This is a genomic window from Lentzea guizhouensis (assembly GCF_001701025.1).
GTDB lineage: Bacteria > Actinomycetota > Actinomycetes > Mycobacteriales > Pseudonocardiaceae > Lentzea > Lentzea guizhouensis.
This window is the reverse complement of the sequence record NZ_CP016793.1, coordinates 3483005-3506078: the sequence shown is the minus strand read 5'-3', so window position 1 is coordinate 3506078 and position 23074 is coordinate 3483005. Positions and strand designations below refer to the sequence as shown.

The following is a 23074-nucleotide window of genomic DNA, read 5'->3' as shown; positions in this document are numbered from 1 at the left end:
AGTCCACCGGTCACTTCTCGCCGCGCAGCGCGTGCAGCGCAGCGAGGGCCCGCTCACTGATTTCATCGATCTCACCGACGGCGTCGATGGTGATGACCTTGTCCGCGTAGTAGTCGAGCAGCGGCGCGGTCTCGTTGCGGTACACCTGCTGCCGGTGCCGGATGACGTCTTCCTTGTCATCCGTGCGCCCGCGCGCCAGCAACCGCTCGACCACGACGTCCTCGTCGACCCGGAACTCCAGCACCGCGTCGAGCCCGTGCCCGCCGACGGACAGGAACTCGCCGAGCTTGTCGGCCTGCGCCACGTTGCGGGGGAACCCGTCGAGCAGGAAGCCGTCCGCGGCGTCGGACTCGGCCAAGCGCTTGCGCACCATCTCGTTCGTGATGCTGTCGGGCACGAGAGCGCCCTCGTCGAGGATGCTCTGCACCTCCAGCCCGAGCTCGGTCTGGTTGCTGATGTGTGACCTGAAGAGGTCGCCCGTCGAGATGTGCGGCACGCCGAGCTTGGTGCTCAGCACCTCGGCCTGAGTGCCCTTGCCCGCTCCGGGCGGGCCAACGAGAACGAGTCGCATCTAGCGGAGGAACCCTTCGTAATTGCGCTGCATGAGCTGGCTCTCGATCTGCTTCACGGTGTCGAGACCGACACCGACCATGATCAGAACCGCGGTACCGCCGAACGGGAAGTTCTGGTTCTGGCCCTCGCTCGTGATGTCGAGGAACAGGTTCGGCAGGATCGCCACGATGCCGAGGTAGAGCGAGCCGGGAAGCGTGATGCGACCCAGCACGAACTTCAGGTACTCGGCGGTGGGACGACCGGGTCGGATCCCGGGGATGAAGCCACCGAACTTCTTCATCTCGTCAGCACGCTCGTCCGGGTTGAACGTGATGCCGACGTAGAAGTACGTGAAGAAGACGATCAGCAGGAAGTAGGCGCTGATGTGCACCCAGCTCGACTGCTTGACCAGGTAGGTCTGCACGAACGTCGTGAACCAGTTCGGCTCACCGGTCGAGTTCGTGAGGCGGACGATCAGGTCCGGCAAGTAGAGCAGCGACGAAGCGAAGATGACCGGGATGACGCCGGCCTGGTTCACCTTGAGCGGGAGGTAGGTCGAGGTGCCGCCGTACATGCGGCGCCCGATCATGCGCTTGGCGTACTGCACCGGAATCCGGCGCTGGGCCTGCTCGACGTAGATGACGCTCGCGATGATGATCAGAGCAGCGATGCAGACCAGGACGAACGTGATGCGGCTCTGGTCCTTGTCCCAGATGTTCTTGCCCTCGGCCGGGATCCGGGCGGCGATACCGGTGAAGATCAGCAACGACATGCCGTTGCCGATGCCCTTCTCGGTGATGAGCTCGCCCAGCCACATGATGACCGAGGTACCCGCCGTCATCACGATGACCATGACGATCAGCGTGAAGATGCTGTCCTTGGCGGGGATGACGTCCTGGTCGCACTCACCGAACAGCTGCCCGCGCACCGCCAGCGCGACCAGACCGGTGGACTGCAGGATCGCGAGCCCGATGGTCAGGTAGCGGGTGTACTGCGTGAGCTTGCCCTGCCCGGCCTGCCCTTCCTTCTTCAGCTGCTCGAACCGCGGGATCACCACGGTGAGCAACTGGATGATGATGCTCGCGGTGATGTAGGGCATGATCCCCAGCGCGAACACCGACAGGTTGAGCAGCGCGCCACCGCTGAACAGGTTGATCAGCGAGTAGATGTTCTGGCCTTCAAGCTGCTCAGCACACGCCCGCACGTTCTTGAAGGACACGCCCGGCGCGGGCATGGTCGCACCAAGCCGGTACACAATGATGATCCCGAGCGTGAACAGGATCTTCTTGCGTAGATCCGGCGTCGCGAGAGCCGAGCGGAATGCGCCGAGCACGCGAACCTCCTGAGCGTTGCCGACCCCCAGGGACCGGCACATGCGGTAGATGGCAGGGCCGAGGTAGGTAGCCACGACCAAGCAACCCGGAGGACATCCGGGTTCAGCCCGCAACACTAACAGCCCCCCACGACCTGGTCGTACCCAGTGGCCAATCACAGGTTCAACTCGGTTGATCTCTGCCCCGACCACTCACCCATCCGGGGTAGTCAACCCGGACATTCCGTGCTACGAGCAGCCACGACAGCCCCAGGCGAACGCCAGCCGGGGCTCCGGTGTTCCCGTCGAGCCACCCCAAAGTTCAGCTACCCGCAGAATCGCCGCGCCGCAGACGCCTGCTCTTGATCGAGCCGAAGGCGAGACGAAAAGCCACGACGAATGCCGAGTCCTGAAGCTCTTCGCGCGAAGCGCGGCGGTGGTGGCTTCCCCGTCTAGCGCTCCAATCGTCTGCCGGGCCCGCTCTGGGGTGCTAGACGGGGAAGGCATCACCGCAACGCAACCAACGACGCAACCGGCGGCCGCTCTACGGAACAGGCGTGCCATCTACCTGAGAGTGGCGGAGGTGGAGGGCTTCTTTGGGAGTGTCGGGGTCTGGGGCGGAGCCCCAGGAACACTGAAGGGCCCCGAGGCGAAGCCTCAGGGCCCTTCAGACCATGCGGGATCAGGCGACCGTGGTCGTCCCACCCGCAGCAGCGATCTTCTCCACAGCGGTCTTGGAGAACTTGTTCGCGGTGACGTCCAGCTTCACGCTGACCTCACCATCGCCCAGCACCTTGACGAGCGAGCCCTTGCGGACCAGCCCGGCCAGCACCAGCGCGGCGACGTCGACGGACCCACCCTCGGGGAACGAGGCAGCGATGTCGGAGACATTCACGACCTGGTACTCCGTGCGGAACGGGTTCTTGAAGCCCTTCATCTTGGGCAGCCGCATCTGCAGCGGCATCTGGCCACCTTCGAAGCGCGGCGAGACGTTCTTGCGAGCGCCCGTGCCCTTCGTACCGCGGCCGGACGTCTTGCCCTTGGAGCCCTCACCACGACCGACGCGGGTCTTGGCGGTCTTGGCGCCGGGGGCGGGACGCAGGTCGTGGATCTTGATGGTCACGACTGGACCTCCTCGACCTCCACCAGGTGGCGCACGGCGTGGATCAAGCCGCGGACCTGGGGAGAGTCCTCACGCACGACCGACTTGCGGATCTTGCCGAGCCCGAGGGTCCGGATCGACTCGCGGTGGTTGTGCTTGGTGCCGATGGTGCTGCGGACCTGGGTGATCTTGAGCTGAGCCATGATCACACCCCCTGGCCCGCGCGGGCGCGGATCATGCCGGCGGGAGCGACGTCCTCGAGGGGCAGGCCACGACGGGCCGCGACCTCTTCGGGACGCTGCAGGCCCTTGAGGGCCGCCACGGTCGCGTGCACGATGTTGATCGCGTTGTCGGAGCCCAGGGACTTCGACAGCACGTCGTGCACGCCGGCGCACTCGAGGACGGCGCGGACGGCGCCACCCGCGATGACACCGGTACCGGCCGAGGCCGGACGCAGCAGGACCACACCGGCGGCCTTCTCACCCTGGATCGGGTGCGGGATGGTGCCGGCGATGCGAGGCACGCGGAAGAAGTTCTTCTTCGCTTCCTCGACACCCTTGGCGATGGCCGCGGGAACTTCCTTGGCCTTGCCGTAGCCGACGCCGACCATGCCGTCGCCGTCGCCCACCACGACGAGCGCGGTGAAGCTGAAGCGACGACCACCCTTGACCACCTTGGAGACGCGGTTGATCGCAACCACGCGCTCGAGGTGGGGGGTCTTCTCCTGGGCCGCGCCGCCGCGGCCGCCGTCACGACGGTCGCGGCGCTCTCCGCGCTCGCCCCCGCCGCCTTCGCGACGCGTACGTCCTGGCATCAGGCGTCCCTCTCAATTCCAGAAATGATCATTGTCAGAACTCCAGCCCCGCCTCGCGAGCGGCGTCAGCCAGAGCGGCGATGCGGCCGTGGTACGCGTTGCCGCCGCGGTCGAACACGACCGCGTTGACGCCGGCGTCCTTGGCACGGGCCGCGGCCAGCTGGCCGACCTTGGCCGCGCGGGCCTTCTTGTCGCCGTCCAGGGCACGGACGTCGGCCTCCATGGAGGAAGCGGACGCGACCGTGTGGCCCTTGAGGTCGTCGATGATCTGCACGGTGATGTGCTTCGACGACCGGTGCACGACCAGGCGCGGGCGCTCGGCGGTGCCGCTGACCTTCTTGCGGAGGCGGAAGTGGCGACGGGCCTTGGCAACACGGCGCCTGGTGGAGATGTCCTTGCCCACCGGCTTGCGCTTCGTAACAGTCGACTCGCTCATGTCACTTACCCGTCTTTCCGACCTTGCGACGGATCTTCTCGCCCGAGTACCGGACGCCCTTGCCCTTGTACGGGTCGGGCTTGCGCAGCTTGCGGATGTTGGCGGCGACCTCACCGACCAGCTGCTTGTCGATACCCGAGACGGAGAAGCGGGTCGGGGTCTCGACCGCGAAGGTGATGCCCGCGGGGGCCTCCACCTTGACGGGGTGCGAGTAACCGAGCGCGAACTCGAGCTCAGAGCCCTTGAGCGCGACGCGGTAACCGACGCCGTGGATCTCCATCTTCTTTTCGTAACCCTGGGTCACACCGACGACCATGTTGTGCACCAGCGTGCGCGACAGGCCGTGGAGCGCGCGGTTGCGACGCTCGTCGTTCGGACGCTTGACCTCGAGAGTGCCGTCCTCAGCCTTCTCCAGGCTGATCGGCTCAGCGATCGTCAGCGACAGGGTGCCCTTCGGGCCCTTGATGCTGACGTCCTGGCCGGCGATGTTCACGTCGACCCCGGAGGGGACAATGATCGGCTGCTTACCGATGCGCGACATGTCTACTCCCCCTTACCAAACGTAGGCGAGGACTTCTCCGCCCACGCCTGCCTTGTTGGCCTGGCGGTCGGTCATGAGACCGCCAGAGGTCGAAATGATCGCCACGCCGAGGCCGCCGAGAACTCGGGGCAGGCCGGTGGACTTCGCGTACACGCGCAGGCCCGGCTTCGACACGCGGCGGAGGCCGGCGATGCTGCGCTCGCGGTTCGGGCCGTACTTCAGCTCGACGACGAGGTTCTTCGCGACCTCGCCCTCCTCGTCGCGGTACGAGGCGATGTAGCCCTCGCGCTTGAGGATCTCGGCGATGTTGGCCTTCAGCTTCGAGTGCGGCATCACGACCTTGTCGTGGTAAGCCGAATTCGCGTTCCGCAGACGAGTGAGCATGTCTGCGATCGGGTCGGTCATCGTCATGGTGACCTGGTCAACCTTTCTCGCTGCGGTTCGCCGCTCGGGGTCCAGACCAGCCCTCCCCGGAGGGAGGACTGGACGGTCGCGTGCGGGCCTACAGCGAAGTAATGATGCTCTGAATTACCAGCTGGACTTGCTCACGCCAGGCAGCTCACCGCGGTGAGCCATCTCGCGCAGGCAGATCCGGCAGAGGCCGAACTTGCGGAACACCGCGTGGGGGCGGCCGCAACGCTGGCACCGGGTGTAGCCCCGGACCTTGAACTTCGGCTTCTTCGCGGCCTTGTTGATCAACGCCTTCTTGGCCATCGACTCAGTTCTCCTTGAACGGGAAGCCCAGGAGCTTCAGCAGCGCCCGGCCCTCCTCGTCGTTCGTGGCGGTGGTGACGACGGTGATGTCCATGCCGCGGGGACGGTCGATCGAGTCGGGGTCGATCTCGTGGAACATCGACTGCTCGTTCAGACCGAACGTGTAGTTGCCGTTGCCGTCGAACTGCTTGCCCGACAGGCCGCGGAAGTCGCGGATGCGGGGCAGCGCGATCGTCAGCAGGCGGTCCAGGAACTCCCACATGCGGTCGCCGCGCAGCGTGACGCGCGCGCCGATCGGCATGCCCTCGCGCAGCTTGAACTGCGCGATGGACTTGCGGGCCCGACGGACCTCGGGGCGCTGACCGGTGATGATCGAGAGGTCCTTGACGGCACCGTCGATCAGCTTGCCGTCACGGGCGGCGTCGCCGACACCCATGTTGACGACGACCTTCACGACGCCCGGGATCTGCATGACGTTGCCAAAGGAGAACTGCTTCTGCAGCTCGCCCTTGATCTCGTCGCGGTAGCGCGTCTTGAGCCGCGGGATGATCTTCTCTGCGGTAGTCATGATCAGATGTCCTTCCCGTTACGACGGGAAATGCGGACCCGCTTGCCCTCGTCGTTCGTCCGGTAACCAACACGGGTCGGCTTGCCGTCCGAGTCGACCACCATCACGTTGGAGACGTTGATCGGGGCTTCCTGGGTCACGATGCCACCGGACTGCGCGCCGCGCTGGGTCTGCGTGATCCGGGTGTGCTTCTTGATCCGGTTGACGCCCTCGACCAGGACCTTGCCGGTCTCCGGGTAGGCCTGGATGACCTTGCCCTTCGCGCCCTTGTCCTTGCCGGCGATGACGACGACCGTGTCGCCCTTCTTCACCTTCATGGTCAGAGCACCTCCGGAGCCAGCGAGATGATCTTCATGAACTTCTTGTCACGCAGCTCGCGACCGACCGGGCCGAAGATGCGGGTACCGCGCGGCTCGTTGTCGTTCTTGATGAGCACGGCGGCGTTCTCGTCGAAGCGGATGTACGAGCCATCCGCGCGACGGCGCTCCTTGACGGTGCGGACGATGACGGCCTTGACGACGTCACCCTTCTTCACGCCGGCACCGGGGATCGCGTCCTTGACGGTCGCGACGATGATGTCGCCGATGCCCGCGTAGCGGCGACCCGAGCCACCGAGAACACGGATGCAAAGGATTTCCTTCGCACCGGTGTTGTCGGCGACACGAAGTCGCGACTCCTGCTGAATCACTTACTTGCTCCTGACCATTCCTGGCCCGCCGGATTTCCGACCCGACGGGCTCGGTCTGTCTGTAGAAGAACTACTTGGCCTTCTCGAGGATCTCGACGAGGCGCCAGCGCTTGGTCGCCGACAGCGGCCGGGTCTCCATGAGCAGGACGCGGTCGCCGATGCCCGCCGCGTTCTCCTCGTCGTGCACCTTCACCTTGGTGGTGGAGCGCATGATCTTGGAGTAACGCGGGTGCTTCTTGCGGTCCTCGAGCGCGACCACGATCGTCTTGTCCATCTTGTCGGACACGACGAGGCCCTCACGGACCTTGCGGTCGTTGCGCTTCTCGGTCTGGACTTCGTTGCTTTCGGTCATGCCGCACCCTCACCAGTGGAATCCGGCGTGACGGAGAGCCCGAGCTCCCGCTCCCGCATCACGGTGTAGATCCGGGCGATCTCGTGCCGGACCGTGCGCAGCCGCCGGTTGTTGTCGAGCTGGCCCGTGGCCATCTGGAAGCGAAGGTTGAAGAGCTCTTCCTTCGACTCCTTCAGACGCAACACGAGCTCTTCCTCGGTGAGCTCACGCAGCTCGGAAGCGGTGGTACCCGCTGCCATCAGAACTCACCACCCTCACGCGTAACGATGCGGCACTTCATCGGGAGCTTGTGGATCGCGCGGCGGAGCGCCTCGCGGGCCACCTGCTCGTTCGGGAAGGCCATCTCGAAGAGGACGCGACCCGGCTTGACGTTGGCCACCCACCACTCCGGCGAACCCTTACCGGAACCCATGCGGGTCTCGGCCGGCTTCTTCGTCAGCGGACGGTCCGGGAAGATGTTGATCCAGACCTTGCCGCCACGGCGGATGTGGCGCGTGATGGCGATACGAGCGGACTCGATCTGCCTGTTGGTGACGTAGGCCGGCTCGAGAGCCTGGATGCCGTACTCACCGAAGGTGACCTTCGTGCCGCCCTTGGCAGCACCCGACCGCTTGGGGTGGTGCTGCTTGCGGTGCTTGACCCTACGAGGGATGAGCATGGCTCAGCTCTCCGTCTTCTCTGCAGAAGCCGGGGCCTCGGCCGACGCCGTGGCGTCAGCTGCGGCACGACCGGCCTCGGTGCTCGTCGCGGTGGTGCCGCTGGCACCGGAGCGACGGGCACGGTTCGGACGCTCGTTGCGGTCGCGGCGCGGGGCGCGGTCGGCTCCCTGAGCCGGGGCCGCGTCGAGCGCGCGCTTGGCCGAGATGCCACCGACGATGTCGCCCTTGTAGATCCACACCTTCACGCCGATACGGCCGAACGTGGTGCGGGCCTCGAAGAAGCCGTAGTCGATGTTGGCGCGGAGCGTGTGCAGCGGCACGCGGCCGTCGCGGTAGTGCTCCGAGCGGGACATCTCGGCGCCGCCGAGGCGACCGCCGCACTGCACGCGGATGCCCTTGACCTGCGGCGAACGCATGGCCGACTGGATGGCCTTGCGCATCGCGCGCCGGAAGGCAACGCGGTTGGACAGCTGCTCGGCGACACCCTGTGCCACGAGCTGCGCGTCCGACTCGGGGCTCTTGACCTCGAGGATGTTCAGCTGGACCTGCTTCTTGGTGAGCTTCTCCAGCTCACCGCGGATGCGGTCCGCCTCGGCACCGCGACGGCCGATGACGATGCCCGGCCGGGCGGTGTGGATGTCGACGCGCACCCGGTCACGGGTCCGCTCGATCTCCACCTTGGAGATGCCGGCACGCTCCATGCCCTTGCTGAGCAGGCGGCGGATCTTGACGTCCTCCGCCACGTACTCGGCGTACTGCTTGTCGGCGTACCAGCGGGACTTCCAGTCGGTGGTGATCCCCAGCCGGAAGCCGTGCGGGTTGATCTTCTGGCCCACTACCGGGTTCCCTTCGCGCTGGTCTTCTTCGGACGCGACTCCACCTCGATGGTGATGTGCGACGTCCGCTTGCGGATCCGGTACGCGCGGCCCTGGGCACGCGGGCGGAAACGCTTGAGGGTCGGACCCTCGTCCACAAAGGCCGCCGAAACCCAGAGGGTGTCGGGGTCCAGGGACAGGTTGTTCTCGGCGTTGGCCATGGCGCTGGCGAGCACCTTCGCGACCGGCTCAGAGGCGGCCTGGGGCGCGAACTGGAGCACGGCCAGGGCCTCGCTGGCGTTACGACCCTTGATGAGCTCGACGACGCGACGGACCTTCATGGGGGTGTCGCGGACGTAGCGAGCCCGAGCCACGGCGCGCGGAAACTCCTGCGCCTCAGCGTCCTTACGGGCGTTCATCGCTGCTTTTCCCTTGCTCTTCTCAGTTCGGCGCCTAGCGGCGACGAGACTTCCGGTCGTCCTTGATGTGACCCTTGAAGGTGCGGGTCGGGGCGAACTCGCCCAGCTTGTGCCCGACCATCGCCTCGGTCACGAACACCGGGACGTGCTTGCGGCCGTCGTGCACCGCGATGGTGTGACCCAGCATGTCCGGGATGATCGTGGACCGGCGGGACCACGTCTTGATGACGGTCTTCTTGCCCGCTTCGTTCTGAACGTCCACCTTCTTGAGCAGGTGGTCGTCGACGAAGGGACCCTTCTTAAGGCTGCGAGGCATCCTTCACTCCCTCCCTGCTCAGCGCTTCTTACCGGTGCGACGACGCCGGACGATGAGCTTGTCGCTTGGCTTGCGGCGGCGGGTGCGACCCTCGGGCTTACCAGCCGGGTTGACCGGGTGGCGACCACCGGAGGTCTTGCCCTCACCACCACCGTGCGGGTGGTCGACCGGGTTCATGGCGACACCGCGGACGGTGGGCTTCTTGCCCTTCCACCGCATGCGGCCGGCCTTGCCCCAGTTGATGTTCTGGTGGTCCTTGTTGCCGACCTCGCCGAGCGTGGCGCGGCAGCGCACGTCCACGTTCCGGATCTCGCCCGAGGGGAGACGCAGCTGGGCGTACGGACCGTCCTTGGCCACGAGCTGGACCGAGGCACCGGCCGAGCGCGCCATCTTCGCGCCGCCGCCGGGGCGGAGCTCGATCGCGTGGATCACGGAACCGACCGGGATGTTGCGCAGCGGCAGGTTGTTGCCCGGCTTGATGTCGGCCTTGGGGCCGTTCTCAACCGTGTCACCCTGCTTGAGCTTCTCCGGGGCGATGATGTAGCGCTTCTCGCCGTCGGCGTAGTGCAGAAGCGCGATGCGGGCGGTGCGGTTGGGGTCGTACTCGATGTGAGCGACCTTGGCCGGGATGCCGTCCTTGTCGTTGCGACGGAAGTCGATCAGGCGGTAGGCCCGCTTGTGACCGCCACCCTTGTGCCGCGTGGTGATCTTGCCCGACGCGTTGCGGCCACCCAGCTTGTGCAGCGGGCGGATCAGCGACTTCTCCGGAGTCGACCGAGTGATCTCGGCGAAGTCGGAGACGCTCGCACCGCGACGACCGGGGGTCGTCGGCTTGTACTTGCGAATGCCCATCTCTACGCAGTCCTCGTCATCAGGCGGCAGGGCCGCCGAAGATCTCGATCGCCTTGCTGTCAGCCGACAGCGTCACGATCGCGCGCTTCGTGTCCTTGCGCTTGCCGAACCCGGTGCGGGTGCGCTTGCGCTTGCCCTGCCGGTTGATGGTGTTGACGCTGACGACCTTCACGCCGAAGACCTTCTCCACGGCGATCTTGATCTGGGTCTTGTTCGAACCCGGCGCCACCAGGAAGGTGTACTTGTTCTCCTCGAGCAGTCCGTAGGACTTCTCGGAGATCACCGGCGCGAGCAAGATGTCCCTGTGGTCGGGGATCACTTCGAGGCCTCCTCGTCCACCACGGTCGCCGTGGCCTCAGCCGAGCCAGAACCCGACTGGGCCTTGCTGGCGAGGAACACGTCGAGCGAGTCCTTGGTGAACACCACGTCGTCGTTGACGAGCACGTCGTAGGTGTTGAGCTGGTCGGGTGCGATCACGTGCACGTGCTGCAAGTTGCGCACGCTGACCCACGAGACCTCGTCGGTGCGGTTGAGCACCACGAGAACACGACGGGCCTGGGTGACCGACTCCAGGACCTTGCGCGCGGTCTTGGTCGACGGGGTGTCCCCGTCCACCAGGCCGGACACGACGTGCACCTGGTTGGCGCGGGCCCGGTCGGAGAGGGCACCGCGCAGAGCGGCGGCCTTCATCTTCTTGGGCGTCCGCTGCGAGTAGTCACGCGGCTGCGGGCCGTGGACGACGCCACCGCCGGCGAACTGCGGCGCACGCGTCGAACCCTGGCGGGCGCGACCGGTGCCCTTCTGGCGGTACGGCTTCTTGCCACCACCGGACACCTCGCCGCGGGTCTTCGTCGAGTGCGTGCCCTGGCGCGCGGCGGCCTGCTGGGCCACGACGACCTGGTGCAGCAGCGCGACGTTCGCCTGCGCGTCGAAAACAGCCGAGGGGAGCTCGACCGTGCCGGCGGACTGGCCGTCCGGCGTACGGATCTCAACCGTCGACATCAGGCACCACCCTTCGCGGCCGTCTTGACGAACACCAGACCGCCCTTGGGACCGGGAACGGCGCCCTTGATGAGCAGCAGGCCGTTCTCCGCGTCGATCTTGTGCACCTTCAGGTTCTGGGTCGTGACGCGCACGTGGCCCATGCGGCCGGCCATGCGCAGACCCTTGAAGACGCGACCCGGGGTGGCGCAGCCGCCGATGGAACCCGGCGAGCGGTGCTTGCGCTGGGTGCCGTGGCTGGAGCCGAGACCCCGGAAGTTGTGGCGCTTCATGACACCTGCGGTGCCCTTGCCCTTGCTGGTGCCGGTGATGTCGACAACAGCGCCGGCCTCGAACACCTCAGCGGTGATCTCCTGGCCGACCGTGTACTCGCCGGCGTCCGCCGTGCGCAGCTCCACCAGGTGGCGACGGGGCGTGACCCCGGCCTTGGCGAAGTGCCCCGCGACGGGCTTGTTGACCTTGCGCGGGTCAATCGCGCCGGCCGCCAGCTGGACGGCGGTGTAGCCGTCCTTCTCCTCGGTGCGAACCTGGGTCACGACATTGGGCTCAGCCCTGACGACGGTCACCGGGACGACCCGGTTGTTCTCGTCGAAGACCTGAGTCATGCCGAGCTTGGTGCCCAGGATGCCCTTCATCTGCCTGTCAGACATTGGTCCGTTACTCTCCGCGCCCAACGCTTACTGGATGTTGACGTCGACGCTGGCCGGCAGGTCGATGCGCATGAGCGCGTCAACCGTCTTCGGCGTCGGGTCGAGGATGTCGATCAGCCGCTTGTGCGTGCGCATCTCGAAGTGCTCGCGCGAGTCCTTGTACTTGTGCGGCGAGCGGATGACGCAGTACACGTTCTTCTCAGTGGGCAGCGGCACGGGCCCGACAACCCGAGCGCCGGTGCGCGTCACGGTCTCAACGATCTTGCGCGCAGACGCGTCGATCGCCTCGTGGTCGTAGGCCTTGAGCCGGATGCGGATCTTTTGTCCCGCCATGATGGCTTGCCGTTCCTCTGCTTCTCGTAACCGCTGCGGTGCGGTGCCTCGGATGAGGCCTGTTACAGCCTCTTGGCGCGCTCCGCCCCTGTTGAAGTGTCATGGTGCCCGGTCCACGCGGTCGGGCGTGTCGCGCCCGGTGCGCATACCGGTCCCACGCAAGGTCTCCCCGGTGGGATTGGGCCTACCACAGCCCATGCACCCTGATGCCCATCTCCGCAAGGAGGCGTTCACTAACAGGGCGCGGACGCTCGGTCGAAGGGATCGAGCACGCACGGATGCGACCCGGCCTTCGTCGAGCAACCCGTAAAGGATGCCACACGGTTGCGAGGCACTCCAAATCGGGGTGGGTCAGTCGGAGGCAGATCACGTGCGGATCTTGGCCGATGAGCCGCCCGGTCCGTCGCGTGTGGACGAACGAGCGGAACGGTTCCATTGCCCGGCAACGGATTCCCCGCAGCGGATCTACCCCGCGCGCCGCGAAACAATTACGGCGTGAGCTGTCGCACACACCTGGTCCTGCAACGACGAAGGCCGGGCCAACGAAGTCGTTGGCCCGGCCTGCCGCCGAACTAACAGCTAGAGCTTGGTCACTTGACGATCTTGGTGACCGAGCCGGCGCCGACGGTGCGGCCACCCTCGCGGATCGCGAAGCGGAGGCCCTCGTCCATGGCGATCGGCTGGATCAGCTTGACCGACATACCGGTGGTGTCACCCGGCATGACCATCTCGGTGCCCTCGGGGAGCGTCACAACGCCGGTCACGTCCGTCGTCCGGAAGTAGAACTGCGGACGGTAGTTGTTGAAGAACGGCGTGTGGCGGCCACCCTCGTCCTTGGACAGGATGTAGACCTGCGCCTCGAACTCGGTGTGCGGGGTCGTGGTGCCCGGCTTGACGATGACCATGCCGCGCTCCACCTCCTCGCGCTTGATGCCGCGGAGCAGCAGCGCGGCGTTGTCACCGGCGCGACCCTCGTCGAGGAACTTCTTGAACATCTCGATCGAGGTGACCGTCGTCTTCTTCGACGTCTCCTTGATACCGACGATCTCGATCTCGGAGTTCACGTTGATGATGCCGCGCTCGATGCGACCGGTCACGACGGTGCCGCGGCCGGTGATCGTGAAGACGTCCTCGACGGGCATGAGGAACGGCTTCTCGGTGTCGCGCTCCGGCTCCGGGATCGCCGAGTCGACGGCGGCCATGAGCTCCAGCACGGACTTGCCCCAGGTCTCGTCACCCTCCAGCGCCTTCAGCGCCGAAACGCGCACGACCGGCAGGTCGTCGCCCGGGAACTCGTACTCGGAGAGCAGCTCGCGGACCTCGAGCTCGACGAGCTCCAGGATCTCCTCGTCGTCCACCATGTCGGCCTTGTTCAGCGCGACGACGATGTAGGGGACGCCGACCTGGCGGGCCAGGAGGACGTGCTCCTTCGTCTGCGGCATGGGACCGTCGGTCGCCGCGACCACCAGGATGGCGCCGTCCATCTGCGCCGCACCGGTGATCATGTTCTTGATGTAGTCGGCGTGCCCGGGGCAGTCGACGTGCGCGTAGTGACGGTTCTCCGTCTGGTACTCGATGTGCGCGATCGAGATCGTGATGCCGCGCTGCTTCTCTTCCGGCGCCTTGTCGATCTGGTCGAACGCGAACGAAGCGTTCACATCGGGGTACGCGTCGTGCAGAACCTTGGAGATCGCCGCGGTCAGCGTGGTCTTGCCATGGTCGATGTGACCGATGGTACCGATGTTGACGTGCGGCTTCGTCCGCTCGAACTTCGCCTTGGCCACTGGATTGTCCTCCTGGACTTCTTCTTTGCTGGTCCGGCGGGTATGTGTGGCCACCCGCCGGACTTACACGTCAGGGTCGGAAAGTGCGGACCCCAGGGATTCACCCCGGAGAGCCCGCGGTGGAACTGCGGTGCTCCGGTGTGGGGTTATTCCCCAGTCGCCTTCGCGATGATCTCCTTCGAGACGTTCGCGGGAACCTCTGCGTAGGAGTCGAACACCATCGAGTAGTTGGCACGACCCTGGGTCTTGGACCGCAGGTCACCCACGTACCCGAACATTTCCGACAGCGGGACCAGCGCCTTGACGACACGGATACCGCTGCGCTCCTCCATGGCCTGGATCTGGCCACGGCGGGAGTTCAGGTCGCCGATCACGTCGCCCATGTACTCCTCGGGCGTCGTGACCTCGACGGCCATCAGCGGCTCGAGGATCGCGGGAGACGCCTGACGGGCGGCTTCCTTGAGGGCCATCGAACCAGCGATCTTGAACGCCATTTCCGAGGAGTCGACCTCGTGGTAGGCGCCGTCGAGCAGCGTCACCTTCACGCCGACCAGCGGGTAGCCCGCCAGCACGCCGTACTGCAGCGCGTCCTGCGCACCCGCGTCGACCGACGGGATGTACTCGCGGGGGATGCGACCACCGGTGACGGCGTTGACGAACTCGTAGAGCGCGCCGTCTTCCTTCTTCTCCAGCGGCTCGACGGTGACGAGCACCTTCGCGAACTGGCCGGAGCCACCGGTCTGCTTCTTGTGGGTGTAGGAGTACTTCTCCACCGCCTTGCGGATGGTCTCCCGGTACGCCACCTGAGGCTTGCCGATGTTGGCCTCGACCTTGAACTCGCGGCGCATGCGGTCCACCAGGATGTCCAGGTGGAGCTCGCCCATGCCGGCGATGATGGTCTGGCCCGTCTCCTGGTCGAGGTTGACCCGGAACGTCGGGTCCTCCTCGGCCAGCTTCTGGATCGCGGTGCCCAGCTTCTCCTGGTCGGCCTTCGTCTTGGGCTCGATGGCGACCTGGATGACCGGCTCGGGGAACGTCATCGACTCGAGGACGATGGGGTTCGCCGGGTCGGCGAGGGTCTCACCGGTCGTCGTGTCCTTCAGACCGATCACGGCGTAGATGTGACCGGCGATGGCCTCGGTGACCGGGTTCTCCTTGTTGGCGTGCATCTGGAAGATCTTCCCGATGCGCTCCTTGCGGTCCTTGGTCGCGTTGACGACCTGGGTGCCGGAGGCGACCTTGCCCGAGTAGACCCGGATGTAGGTCAGCTTGCCGAAGAACGGGTGCACGGCGATCTTGAACGCCAGCGCCGAGAAGGGCTCCTCGGAGGAGGCCTTGCGCGACACGACGGTCTCGCCGTCCTGCAGCGTGCCCTCGACCGGCGGGAGGTCCAGCGGCGACGGCAGGAAGTCGATCACCGCGTCGAGCATGGGCTGGACGCCCTTGTTCTTGAACGCGGAGCCGCAGAGGATCGGGTAGGCGGTGCCCTCGGCAACGATCTTGCGGAGGCCGGCCTTGATCTCCTCGACGGACAGGTCGCCCTGCTCGAAGTACTTCTCGGTGAGCTCGTCGTCGGTCTCGGCGACGGCCTCGAGGAGCTGCTCGCGGAACTCCTGCGCGCGCTCGACGAGATCCGCGGGGATCTCCTCGATCGCGTAGTCCTCGCCCTTCTGGACCTCGCCACGCCACGTGAGCGCGCGCATCTCGATCAGGTCGACGACGCCGATGAAGTCGCTCTCGGCACCGATCGGGATCTGGATCGGGAGGGGCTTGGCGCCCAGGCGCTCGGAGATGGTGCGGATGGTGAAGTAGAAGTCCGCGCCGAGCTTGTCCATCTTGTTGACGAAGCAGATGCGCGGGACGTCGTACTTGGTCGCCTGCCGCCAGACCTGCTCGGACTGCGGCTCGACGCCCTCCTTGCCGTCGAAGACGGCGACGGCGCCGTCGAGGACGCGCAGGTTGCGCTCGACCTCGACGGTGAAGTCGACGTGGCCGGGCGTGTCGATCAGGTTGATCTGGTGGTTCTTCCAGTAGCAGGTCGTCGCGGCCGACGTGATCGTGATGCCGCGCTCCTGCTCCTGCTCCATCCAGTCCATCACGGCCGCGCCGTCGTGAACCTCGCCGATCTTGTAGCTGATTCCCGTGTAGAAGAGAATCCGCTCGGTCGTCGTGGTCTTGCCCGCGTCGATGTGAGCCATGATCCCGATGTTGCGGACCTTGGCAAGATCAGTGAGCACGTCCTGTGCCACGGGTCTTTCCCCTGTCTTGAGCTTGTGAGCTCACTAGGGCCGGGAGAGCCCGGCCTGGAGTCCAGGCCGGGCGTCACATCACCAGCGGTAGTGGGCGAAGGCCTTGTTGGACTCGGCCATCTTGTGAGTGTCCTCACGGCGCTTGACGCTCGCACCGAGACCGTTGCTCGCATCGAGCAGCTCGTTCATCAGACGCTCGACCATGGTCTTCTCACGGCGCTGCCGCGAGAAGGTGATCAGCCAGCGCAGCGCCAGCGTGGTGGAGCGACCGGGCTTCACCTCGACCGGGACCTGGTAGGTCGCGCCACCGACACGGCGGCTCTTGACCTCGAGGGCCGGCTTGACGTTGTCGAGCGCGCGCTTCAGCGTGACGACCGGGTCGGTACCGGTCTTCTCGCGAGCACCCTCGAGCGCTTCGTAGACGATCTTCTCGGCCACCGAGCGCTTGCCGTCGACCAGCACCTTGTTGATGAGCTGGGTCACCAGCGGCGAGCTGTAGACCGGGTCGGAGATCAGCGGCCGCTTGGGGGCCGGTCCCTTGCGGGGCATCTCAGCTCTTCTCCTTCTTCGCGCCGTAACGGCTGCGAGCCTGCTTGCGGTTCTTGACACCCTGGGTGTCGAGAGAGCCACGGATGATCTTGTAACGAACACCCGGGAGGTCCTTCACACGGCCACCACGCACGAGCACCATCGAGTGCTCCTGGAGGTTGTGGCCCTCACCGGGGATGTACGCCGTGACCTCGATACCGCTGGTCAGCTTCACGCGAGCGACCTTGCGCAGTGCGGAGTTCGGCTTCTTGGGGGTGGTGGTGTAAACGCGGGTGCACACACCGCGCCGCTGCGGCGAGCCCTTGAGGGCCGCCGTCTTCTGCTTCGCCACCTTGTCCTGGCGGCCCTTGCGGACCAGCTGCTGGATCGTTGGCATTCGCCGGCTGCTTCTTCCGTCTTCGCGGGCTCCCCTTGCGGTTCACCCTCGTGTTTCTTGATCCCTCTCTGCACCCGAGGTCGGGCGTGTCGCCCTCTCCCAAGGTCCGCAGGCAACAGTTCAACTGGCCCCTGCGAGTGGAGGACACCGCGGCCTCAAGGGCACGCGGAGCGGCCCGACATGGGTCGGGCACGAGTAGCAAAGATACCTGCCCACGTCTACCTGGGTCAAAACGGGGGTACCGCGTTCGCGCATGCAGTAGACATGGCCCGCTTCAGCAAGAACTACCTGGGGGGGTAGCGGGTTGTCACGCCCGAGCTCGGAATCCGTGCTGGCGGCCGGTCACAGGGCTGAGCAGCGCCTCGCCGGACACCAGAATACGAAAGAGGAGATCCGCGCTGCGGTCCTCCGCAATGTCACCCGACCGGCTGTGACCATTGTCGCAGGGGCGGGCGTCCTCGTCATCGACGCGCGGGAGGTGTGAGGTGAAACGGGACTTCGAGACGAAGTACTACTACGTCCTCGCGGCCCTGGGCGCGTTGACGATCATCGTGCCCAGCGTCTACTTCGGGTGGCGCGCGCTCGCGCCGGAACCCCAGGTCGGCGAGTGCGTGACGCAGGTGGAGCACGGCGCGGCCGAGCTGAAGTTCGAAGAGGTCAGCTGCAGTGGGCGCAGGTCGCCGCGGGAGTTCGAGGTCGGTGCCGTCGCGGCGAACTGCCCGCCGGGCGACTACACCGCGGTGGCGAGGGGTGACGAGAAGACCTGCTACCTGCCGGCCCTGCACGTCGGCGTGTGCTTCGCGGGCAAGAAGTTCCAGAACACGACCCAGGAGGTCTTCGTCCGGGCAGACTGCACGGCACCGGGGGCGCGCGAGGTCGTGGAGATCCTCCAGGACGAGACCGACACGACGAAGTGCTCGAACCAGGAGCTCTCGCTCGCCTTCACCAAGCCCGCCAGGACGATCTGCATGGAGAAGCCGTGAGGAACATCGTCGTGATCACCGCGCTCGCGCTGGTCGTGTCCGGTTGCTCGCTGTGGACCGAACAGCCGGGCGTCGGCGAGTGCGCCAAGATCGTCGACCTGTCCCGCAACGACGTCGAGCTGACGAAGGCGGACTGCTCGTCGCAGGAAGGCGTCTACAAGCTGGTCTCCATCGAACGCGGCGTCACGGCGCCGTGTCCCGGTGGCGACTACGTGGAGGAAGCGTCGGCGCGCAACCGCAAGACCAAGCGCAAGACGCGGGAGTGCTACGCCCTCAACGTGCGCGAGGGCGACTGCCTCAAGCAGGTCGGCGACTTCGACACGCGGGTCGCCTGCGGCACGGGCACGCGCAAGGTCAGCAAGGTCGTCACCGGCAGGTCGGACCGGTCGCAGTGCGGCGCCGGTGACGACGTCCGGACCTACGACAGGCCGCCGACCACGATCTGCATCTCCAGGTAACGCGACGAGCCGGCCCGCTCGCCGCCACCGTCCGGTGAGGACTTCGGCTCCTCGGTGCTGCGCCGCGGCGCCCGTCCGGTGCCGCGCGCGGGTTCTGCCGAGTCCGGCGACCAGGACTTCGGCACCGACCACGTCCCCGCGGCCGACGCCGTCCGCAAGGTCAGCACTGCGAGAACATGCGGCGGCCACCGGCCTGATTCACTGTGCCCGTGGACGATCTGATCGCGGCGATGGCCTCGGTGACCGGCGCTTCAGGCGACCCGGAGGTGCTCGGCGGCGACCGCGGTGACGTCGTGGTGGTGCGGGTGGGTGACGTGGTCGCGAAGGCGCACCCGGCGGACACGGACGTCGAGGCGCTGGGGCAACGGCTGGAGATCGCGGCGGCGCACCCGGAGCTGCTGCTGCCGCCGTTGCGCCCGTTGCAGTTCGTGGACGACCGGCCGGTCACGGTGTGGCCGTACGGGACGCCGGTCAGCCAGGCCGATCCGGACGCGGCGCCGTGGGAGGAGAGCGCGCAGCTGCTCGCGGAGCTGCACGCGGTGCCCGTGCGGGGGCCGGTCGCGGGCTCGCCGGAGCGGATCGTGCGGGCGATCAGGGCGTTGCCGCCGGAGCTGCCGCACGCGGACGTGGTGCTGCGGGCGTTCGAGGTCCTGCCTCCGCTGGACACGTCCCCGAGGCGGGCGTTGATCCACGGTGACTGGCACCTCGGGCAGCTGGTGCACCGGGGCGCGTGGCGGTTGATCGACGTGGACGACCTCGGCGTCGGCGACCCGGTGTGGGACCTGGCGCGACCTGCGGCGTTGTTCGCGGCGGGGGTCCTGCCGGGAGACCTGTGGGCGCGGTTCCTGAACGCCTACCGCGAAGCGGGTGGTGTGGCGCTGCCGACATCAGAGTGGGAAGCACTCAACATCCCGGCTCAGGCGTACGTTGTGCAGATGACGGCGCGGGCGCTGGTGACCGGCCTGCAGGCCGTGGAACCGCTGGTCGAGGCATGTCGTCGGATCTTCGCGACGCACGAGCACGGCGACCGCGGCTAATATCGTGTTTGTCCGGTCCCACCGCAGGAGGCTCACCACGATGCAGTGTCCCAAGTGTCATGCGAACATGCGCACGTTCGACCGCATGGGCGTTCACATCGAGCAGTGCGACGGCTGCCGCGGGGTCTTCCTCGACTACGGCGAGCTCGAGTCCATCACTCGCCTCGAGGCCCAGATGCAGGCTCCTCCGCCCGCCGCCCCGCCGCCCGCTGCCTACCCGCAGCCGGCCCAGCCCGCCTGGGGCGCCGCGCCGCAGCAGGTCCACCACCACCACGGTGGACACGCCGGCTACGGCTACGGCCACCGCAAGCACCGCGGCCTCGGCGGCCTGTTCTTCTCCTCCTGACCTGCGCGACGGCCCCGGATCCCTGCTCCGGGGCCGTTGACGACTACCGAGAATCAGGGCGATAATCGGTAGTCAACGGAGGAGGAGCCATGTCCGTGGCAACCGAGGCTGCCCAGATCCGGGATCTCTTCGACACCATCGAGGAGATCGAGTCCGTTGCGTCGTCACTGGCAGAAGACGACGAACGCCGGCGCAAGCTCGACGGCGTAGTAGCGCGAACCCTGCGCCAGGCCCCACCGGTGCGCCCGGTGGTGGCCGGTGAACTGCTCGACCTCACCGAGAAGACCGTGAAGGCCTGGGCCCGCGAAGGCGTGCTGGCCATCCACAGCCAAGAACCGCGCATGCTGCTCGACACCGTGCGCCTGCACGAGGTCCTCCACCTCGTGTCCGACCTCCGCCGCGCCGGCAAGACCCGCGCCCTCCTCGACGAAGTCCACCGCCGCCTCAGCGACCAGTCACTGCTCGAACGCACTGACCTCGCCGCCTCCCTCGACGAGATGCGCAGCGGCAGGGGACGCGTGGTCCGCTCGGTCTGATCCCGTTGCTCCAAGTCGTCGAAACCCACACCGCCCACGCCCAGGCAGCCGGCCTCCGCGGCCGCGCCCGCGTCGCCTACGAGCGCTTCCTCGACGAGCTCGCCCACTCCGGCTGCGCCGCACTCGGCTACCGCGTGACCGGTCCGGAACCCCTGCCCCGCCTGTGCGTGAAGCACCTGCGCGGGGCCGACCGGGTGGTGGTCGCGTTCCCCTCGCCCGACGTGGTGTGGGTGCTGCTGGTCGGGCCGCACGACGACGATCCCGGGCTGGACCTGTACGAGGTGCTGTACGAGATGGCCGGGGTGCGGCCGCGGTTGTCGGAGAAGCGGACCAAGCCCCGCTGTTGCACCGACGAGAGCGGGGTGCCGCCACTCGTGGACGAGCAGCTGGTGGACGACCTGGTCCTGCGCGCCCGTGCACTGGCTCGTACCCGTCGTCGCTGACCACTGCCACACTCTGCTGATGCGAGCCGAAGTCATCCTGGTCCGGCATGCCCGGTCAACCCTTCCTCGCCCCGGCGGGCCGAACGAGTACCGCCGGCCGCTGACCGAGGAAGGCCTGGCGCAGGCCGAACGCCTCATCACGGACCTCGCCGACGTCGAGCCCAGCCTGATCGCCTCCAGTCCCTACCTGCGGGCGGTCCAGACGGTCGAGCCCTTCGCCCGAGCGCTGGGCATGCCCGTCCGGACCGGACACGACCTGCGGGAGTGGGACTCCGGCATCGCCCCCTCCCCCGACTTCGTGCGCCACTACATCGAGAGCTGGGCCAACCCGCACCACGCCCGGCCCGGCGCGGAAAGCCTCCACCAGCTCACGGCCCGTGCCACGGCGGTCCTCACCTCGCTCGCCCGCGAGCACCAGGACGAACCGGTCGTCATCGGCAGCCACGGCACGTTCGTCTCCAGGGCCCTGCTGGGTTTCGGCGTCGACTCCGTGAACCACTCGTTCGTCCACGCGATGCCGATGCCAGCGATCTACCGCCTCCGCTTCACCGACCGCGGCGTCGAGATCACCGGTCCGGGCCTCTGAGCCGCTGGGGGTCGTGCTGAATCACCGACAAAAAAACTTGTCAAGACAAGCCGAGTTGTCCTAGGCTTCGGAGCAGTGACGACGAACGGAGACGGCGATGTCCTTCCAGGCCTACCTCGACGGTGCGGAGAAGAAGACCGGCAAGACCCCGGCCGAGCTGCTGCAGGCGGCGCAGGACCAGGGGTACGACGGCACCACGAAGGCCGGCGTCTTCCTGGAGTGGCTGAAGACCGACTACGACCTGGGCCGCGGTCACGGGATGGCGCTCTACCACGTGCTGAAGAACGGCGCGCAGATCAGCGCCAAGCACGTCGGCACCACGGGGAGCCACCGCGACGACTCCACCACACTTCGCCTGGACGGCATCGCAAACCGCTGAAAGACAAGCTTCGGTGACGTATATTCCCAGGTCAACCACCATGACGGTGGACAACCTGGGGGAACGAAATGCACACGGTGAGTAAACGGGCTTTGGCGCCCGACCTCGCGCGTGGCGTGATGCTGTTGTTGATCGCTCTTGCGCACGCGCACCTGTTCATTCGCGGGCATCCGGTAACGCATCGCAACTACGCCACGGACGGCAGCCCGCTCGACAACGCCGTGGCCGGCATTCAGATGACTGTGGTCGACGGCCGGGCGCTACCGCTGTTCGCGGCGTTGTTCGGCTACGGCCTGGCACAGATGGCCGGCCGCCAGCGGAACTGGCCGGCCGCGCGCTGGGCCGTGGTCAAACGCTGCTTCTGGATGGTGGTGCTGGGCGCCGTACACGCGCACTTCCTGTTCGAGGGCGACATCCTCGGCACCTACGGCGTCACGGGCCTGGTGCTGGTCGGCACCATGGTCTGGCGCAACCAGTCGTTGCTGGCCCTGGCCGCCGGCTGGTTCGTGGTCTACGTCGTCTACGTGACGCTCTCGGCGTTCCAGATCATCAAGACCGAGGGCGTCTTCCCCGACGGCCTGGCCACCTGGGCTCTCCACACGGTGGCGTGGCCGGCGACGGTCCTGGTGCCGGTCGTCCTCGGCATGTGGGCGGCCCGCCAGAAGATGCTGGTGGAACCCGAGCGCCACGTGCGCTTCCTGCGCACGACCGCACTGGCGGGCCTCGGCTTCATGGTGGCCGGCAGCCTGCCCCTGGCCCTGGTTGTCGCGCAGGTCCTGCCAGGCGTCCCACTGCCGCTGGTCATCCTGCACACCCTCAGCGGCCTGGCGGGAGGCCTCGGCTACGCAGCGCTGATGGGGTGGATCGCCGCCATCGTGAAGAAGCCCGGTCTGGTCATGGAGGCACTGGCCGCCACCGGCGAACGCTCGCTGACCTGCTACGTCCTCCAGTCGGTCTCCTGGCTGGTGATCTTCACGCTGGGCGGGCTCGGCTACGAGATCCACACCGCGCAGGCCTCGCTGGTGGGCATCCTGACCTGGCTGGCCACGGTGGTTCTGTCCCTGGGCATGCACCTGGCAGGCATTCGCGGGCCGCTGGAAGTGATGCTGCGCTTCCTCACATACGGCCGCAAGAAGAAGGCGCGCCCTCAGCCACAGGTGCAGCGGGAGATGGCGGAGCAGCTCCGCTAGGTGTTGTGCCCGCTCGCTGACTGCAGATGTCGA

Annotated in this window: 37 protein-coding genes; 9 read left to right on the top strand and 28 right to left on the bottom strand. The window is 66.9% G+C overall.

All coding sequences use genetic code 11. The annotated features are described in order from the left end of the window. Positions 1-10: 10 nt before the first annotated feature. The 27 genes from BBK82_RS17665 to rpsL form a co-directional block, all read right to left on the bottom strand. Positions 11-571: an adenylate kinase gene (locus BBK82_RS17665; RefSeq protein ID WP_065915979.1), complete on the bottom strand. Its 561-nt coding sequence runs from the start codon at positions 569-571 to the stop codon at positions 11-13. Then, complete coding sequence (gene secY, locus BBK82_RS17660; RefSeq protein WP_065921154.1) at positions 572-1885, bottom strand: preprotein translocase subunit SecY; 1314 nt, start codon at positions 1883-1885, stop codon at positions 572-574. Positions 1886-2546: 661 nt separating this feature from the next. Further along, a complete protein-coding gene (rplO, locus tag BBK82_RS17655; protein ID WP_065915978.1) occupies positions 2547-2987 on the bottom strand; it encodes a 50S ribosomal protein L15 in 441 nt (146 codons plus the stop codon). Beyond that, positions 2984-3169 (bottom strand): 50S ribosomal protein L30, encoded by a 186-nt coding sequence (gene rpmD, locus BBK82_RS17650; RefSeq protein WP_065921153.1) that lies wholly within the window; start codon positions 3167-3169, stop codon positions 2984-2986. Before rpmD ends, rplO begins: the two co-directional genes overlap by 4 nt. Before the next feature lie 2 nt (positions 3170-3171). Beyond that, the gene (rpsE, locus tag BBK82_RS17645; protein ID WP_053733140.1) at positions 3172-3780 is read right to left on the bottom strand and encodes a 30S ribosomal protein S5; all 609 of its coding nucleotides are present in this window, start codon (positions 3778-3780) and stop codon (positions 3172-3174) included. Positions 3781-3814: 34 nt separating this feature from the next. Further along, positions 3815-4216 (bottom strand): 50S ribosomal protein L18, encoded by a 402-nt coding sequence (gene rplR / locus BBK82_RS17640; RefSeq protein ID WP_065915977.1) that lies wholly within the window; start codon positions 4214-4216, stop codon positions 3815-3817. Between the two features lies 1 nt (position 4217). Next, entirely contained in the window at positions 4218-4757 is a 540-nt protein-coding gene (rplF, locus tag BBK82_RS17635) for a 50S ribosomal protein L6 (protein ID WP_065915976.1), read from the bottom strand. Positions 4758-4769: 12 nt separating this feature from the next. Then, a complete protein-coding gene (gene rpsH, locus BBK82_RS17630; RefSeq protein ID WP_030473454.1) occupies positions 4770-5168 on the bottom strand; it encodes a 30S ribosomal protein S8 in 399 nt (132 codons plus the stop codon). A gap of 117 nt (positions 5169-5285) precedes the next feature. After that, a complete protein-coding gene (locus BBK82_RS17625; protein WP_030473455.1) occupies positions 5286-5471 on the bottom strand; it encodes a type Z 30S ribosomal protein S14 in 186 nt (61 codons plus the stop codon). 4 nt (positions 5472-5475) lie between these two features. Next, complete coding sequence (gene rplE, locus BBK82_RS17620; RefSeq protein WP_065915975.1) at positions 5476-6039, bottom strand: 50S ribosomal protein L5; 564 nt, start codon at positions 6037-6039, stop codon at positions 5476-5478. 2 nt (positions 6040-6041) lie between these two features. Beyond that, entirely contained in the window at positions 6042-6356 is a 315-nt protein-coding gene (rplX, locus tag BBK82_RS17615) for a 50S ribosomal protein L24 (RefSeq protein WP_030473457.1), read from the bottom strand. Between the two features lie 2 nt (positions 6357-6358). Continuing rightward, a complete protein-coding gene (rplN, locus tag BBK82_RS17610) occupies positions 6359-6727 on the bottom strand; it encodes a 50S ribosomal protein L14 (protein WP_030473458.1) in 369 nt (122 codons plus the stop codon). A gap of 70 nt (positions 6728-6797) precedes the next feature. After that, a complete protein-coding gene (rpsQ, locus tag BBK82_RS17605; protein WP_065915974.1) occupies positions 6798-7079 on the bottom strand; it encodes a 30S ribosomal protein S17 in 282 nt (93 codons plus the stop codon). Beyond that, entirely contained in the window at positions 7076-7318 is a 243-nt protein-coding gene (gene rpmC / locus BBK82_RS17600) for a 50S ribosomal protein L29 (RefSeq protein WP_053733144.1), read from the bottom strand. Before rpmC ends, rpsQ begins: the two co-directional genes overlap by 4 nt. Then, on the bottom strand, positions 7318-7737 hold the full coding sequence (gene rplP, locus BBK82_RS17595) for a 50S ribosomal protein L16 (protein WP_030473461.1): 420 nt from the start codon (positions 7735-7737) through the stop codon (positions 7318-7320). Before rplP ends, rpmC begins: the two co-directional genes overlap by 1 nt. Positions 7738-7740: 3 nt before the next feature. Continuing rightward, a complete protein-coding gene (gene rpsC / locus BBK82_RS17590) occupies positions 7741-8574 on the bottom strand; it encodes a 30S ribosomal protein S3 (RefSeq protein ID WP_053733145.1) in 834 nt (277 codons plus the stop codon). Beyond that, the gene (gene rplV, locus BBK82_RS17585; protein WP_030473463.1) at positions 8574-8972 is read right to left on the bottom strand and encodes a 50S ribosomal protein L22; all 399 of its coding nucleotides are present in this window, start codon (positions 8970-8972) and stop codon (positions 8574-8576) included. The genes rpsC and rplV overlap by 1 nt, the downstream gene beginning before the upstream one ends. A gap of 34 nt (positions 8973-9006) precedes the next feature. Next, a complete protein-coding gene (gene rpsS / locus BBK82_RS17580; protein WP_030478300.1) occupies positions 9007-9288 on the bottom strand; it encodes a 30S ribosomal protein S19 in 282 nt (93 codons plus the stop codon). A gap of 18 nt (positions 9289-9306) precedes the next feature. Next, positions 9307-10140 (bottom strand): 50S ribosomal protein L2, encoded by an 834-nt coding sequence (gene rplB, locus BBK82_RS17575; protein ID WP_065915973.1) that lies wholly within the window; start codon positions 10138-10140, stop codon positions 9307-9309. A 19-nt stretch (positions 10141-10159) separates the two neighbouring features. Next, entirely contained in the window at positions 10160-10459 is a 300-nt protein-coding gene (gene rplW, locus BBK82_RS17570; protein WP_065915972.1) for a 50S ribosomal protein L23, read from the bottom strand. After that, positions 10456-11142, bottom strand: a complete 687-nt coding sequence (rplD, locus tag BBK82_RS17565) for a 50S ribosomal protein L4 (RefSeq protein ID WP_065915971.1) — start codon at positions 11140-11142, stop codon at positions 10456-10458. The genes rplW and rplD overlap by 4 nt, the downstream gene beginning before the upstream one ends. Beyond that, positions 11142-11792, bottom strand: coding sequence for a 50S ribosomal protein L3 (gene rplC, locus BBK82_RS17560; RefSeq protein ID WP_065915970.1), 651 nt, complete (start codon positions 11790-11792; stop codon positions 11142-11144). Before rplC ends, rplD begins: the two co-directional genes overlap by 1 nt. A 27-nt stretch (positions 11793-11819) precedes the next feature. Further along, entirely contained in the window at positions 11820-12125 is a 306-nt protein-coding gene (gene rpsJ, locus BBK82_RS17555) for a 30S ribosomal protein S10 (RefSeq protein WP_003938093.1), read from the bottom strand. 590 nt (positions 12126-12715) lie between these two features. Then, positions 12716-13909 (bottom strand): elongation factor Tu, encoded by a 1194-nt coding sequence (gene tuf / locus BBK82_RS17550; protein WP_065915969.1) that lies wholly within the window; start codon positions 13907-13909, stop codon positions 12716-12718. A 146-nt stretch (positions 13910-14055) separates the two neighbouring features. Beyond that, positions 14056-16158 (bottom strand): elongation factor G, encoded by a 2103-nt coding sequence (fusA, locus tag BBK82_RS17545; RefSeq protein ID WP_065915968.1) that lies wholly within the window; start codon positions 16156-16158, stop codon positions 14056-14058. A gap of 78 nt (positions 16159-16236) precedes the next feature. Beyond that, the gene (gene rpsG / locus BBK82_RS17540) at positions 16237-16707 is read right to left on the bottom strand and encodes a 30S ribosomal protein S7 (RefSeq protein WP_065915967.1); all 471 of its coding nucleotides are present in this window, start codon (positions 16705-16707) and stop codon (positions 16237-16239) included. Position 16708: 1 nt separating this feature from the next. Continuing rightward, complete coding sequence (gene rpsL, locus BBK82_RS17535) at positions 16709-17083, bottom strand: 30S ribosomal protein S12 (protein ID WP_030473471.1); 375 nt, start codon at positions 17081-17083, stop codon at positions 16709-16711. A 485-nt stretch (positions 17084-17568) separates the two neighbouring features. Here rpsL and BBK82_RS17530 point away from each other — a divergent pair, with 485 nt between their 5' ends. Together BBK82_RS17530 and BBK82_RS17525 are read left to right on the top strand one after the other, a co-directional pair. Then, on the top strand, positions 17569-18066 hold the full coding sequence (locus BBK82_RS17530) for a hypothetical protein (protein ID WP_065915966.1): 498 nt from the start codon (positions 17569-17571) through the stop codon (positions 18064-18066). Continuing rightward, complete coding sequence (locus BBK82_RS17525) at positions 18063-18524, top strand: LppU/SCO3897 family protein (RefSeq protein WP_065915965.1); 462 nt, start codon at positions 18063-18065, stop codon at positions 18522-18524. The genes BBK82_RS17530 and BBK82_RS17525 overlap by 4 nt, the downstream gene beginning before the upstream one ends. Here BBK82_RS17525 and BBK82_RS17520 read toward each other — a convergent pair. Beyond that, positions 18485-18691 carry a hypothetical protein gene (locus BBK82_RS17520; protein ID WP_065915964.1) on the bottom strand — a complete coding sequence of 69 codons (207 nt, stop codon included), beginning with the start codon at positions 18689-18691 and terminating at the stop codon, positions 18485-18487. The genes BBK82_RS17525 and BBK82_RS17520 overlap by 40 nt on opposite strands. Positions 18692-18733: 42 nt before the next feature. Between BBK82_RS17520 and BBK82_RS17515 the strand changes: the two genes are divergently transcribed. From BBK82_RS17515 to BBK82_RS17485, 7 genes are all read left to right on the top strand, one after another. Next, on the top strand, positions 18734-19561 hold the full coding sequence (locus tag BBK82_RS17515; protein ID WP_154697363.1) for a phosphotransferase family protein: 828 nt from the start codon (positions 18734-18736) through the stop codon (positions 19559-19561). A gap of 40 nt (positions 19562-19601) precedes the next feature. Continuing rightward, complete coding sequence (locus tag BBK82_RS17510) at positions 19602-19907, top strand: TFIIB-type zinc ribbon-containing protein (protein WP_065921151.1); 306 nt, start codon at positions 19602-19604, stop codon at positions 19905-19907. Positions 19908-19996: 89 nt separating this feature from the next. Further along, the gene (locus tag BBK82_RS17505; protein ID WP_065915963.1) at positions 19997-20443 is read left to right on the top strand and encodes a hypothetical protein; all 447 of its coding nucleotides are present in this window, start codon (positions 19997-19999) and stop codon (positions 20441-20443) included. 5 nt (positions 20444-20448) lie between these two features. Continuing rightward, a complete protein-coding gene (locus BBK82_RS17500) occupies positions 20449-20886 on the top strand; it encodes a hypothetical protein (RefSeq protein ID WP_065915962.1) in 438 nt (145 codons plus the stop codon). Positions 20887-20905: 19 nt separating this feature from the next. Continuing rightward, a complete protein-coding gene (locus tag BBK82_RS17495) occupies positions 20906-21472 on the top strand; it encodes a histidine phosphatase family protein (protein WP_065921150.1) in 567 nt (188 codons plus the stop codon). Positions 21473-21569: 97 nt separating this feature from the next. Next, a complete protein-coding gene (locus BBK82_RS17490; RefSeq protein WP_065915961.1) occupies positions 21570-21851 on the top strand; it encodes a DUF4287 domain-containing protein in 282 nt (93 codons plus the stop codon). A gap of 77 nt (positions 21852-21928) precedes the next feature. Next, positions 21929-23041, top strand: coding sequence for a DUF418 domain-containing protein (locus tag BBK82_RS17485; RefSeq protein WP_237048234.1), 1113 nt, complete (start codon positions 21929-21931; stop codon positions 23039-23041). The last annotated feature ends 33 nt before the right edge of the window (positions 23042-23074 follow it).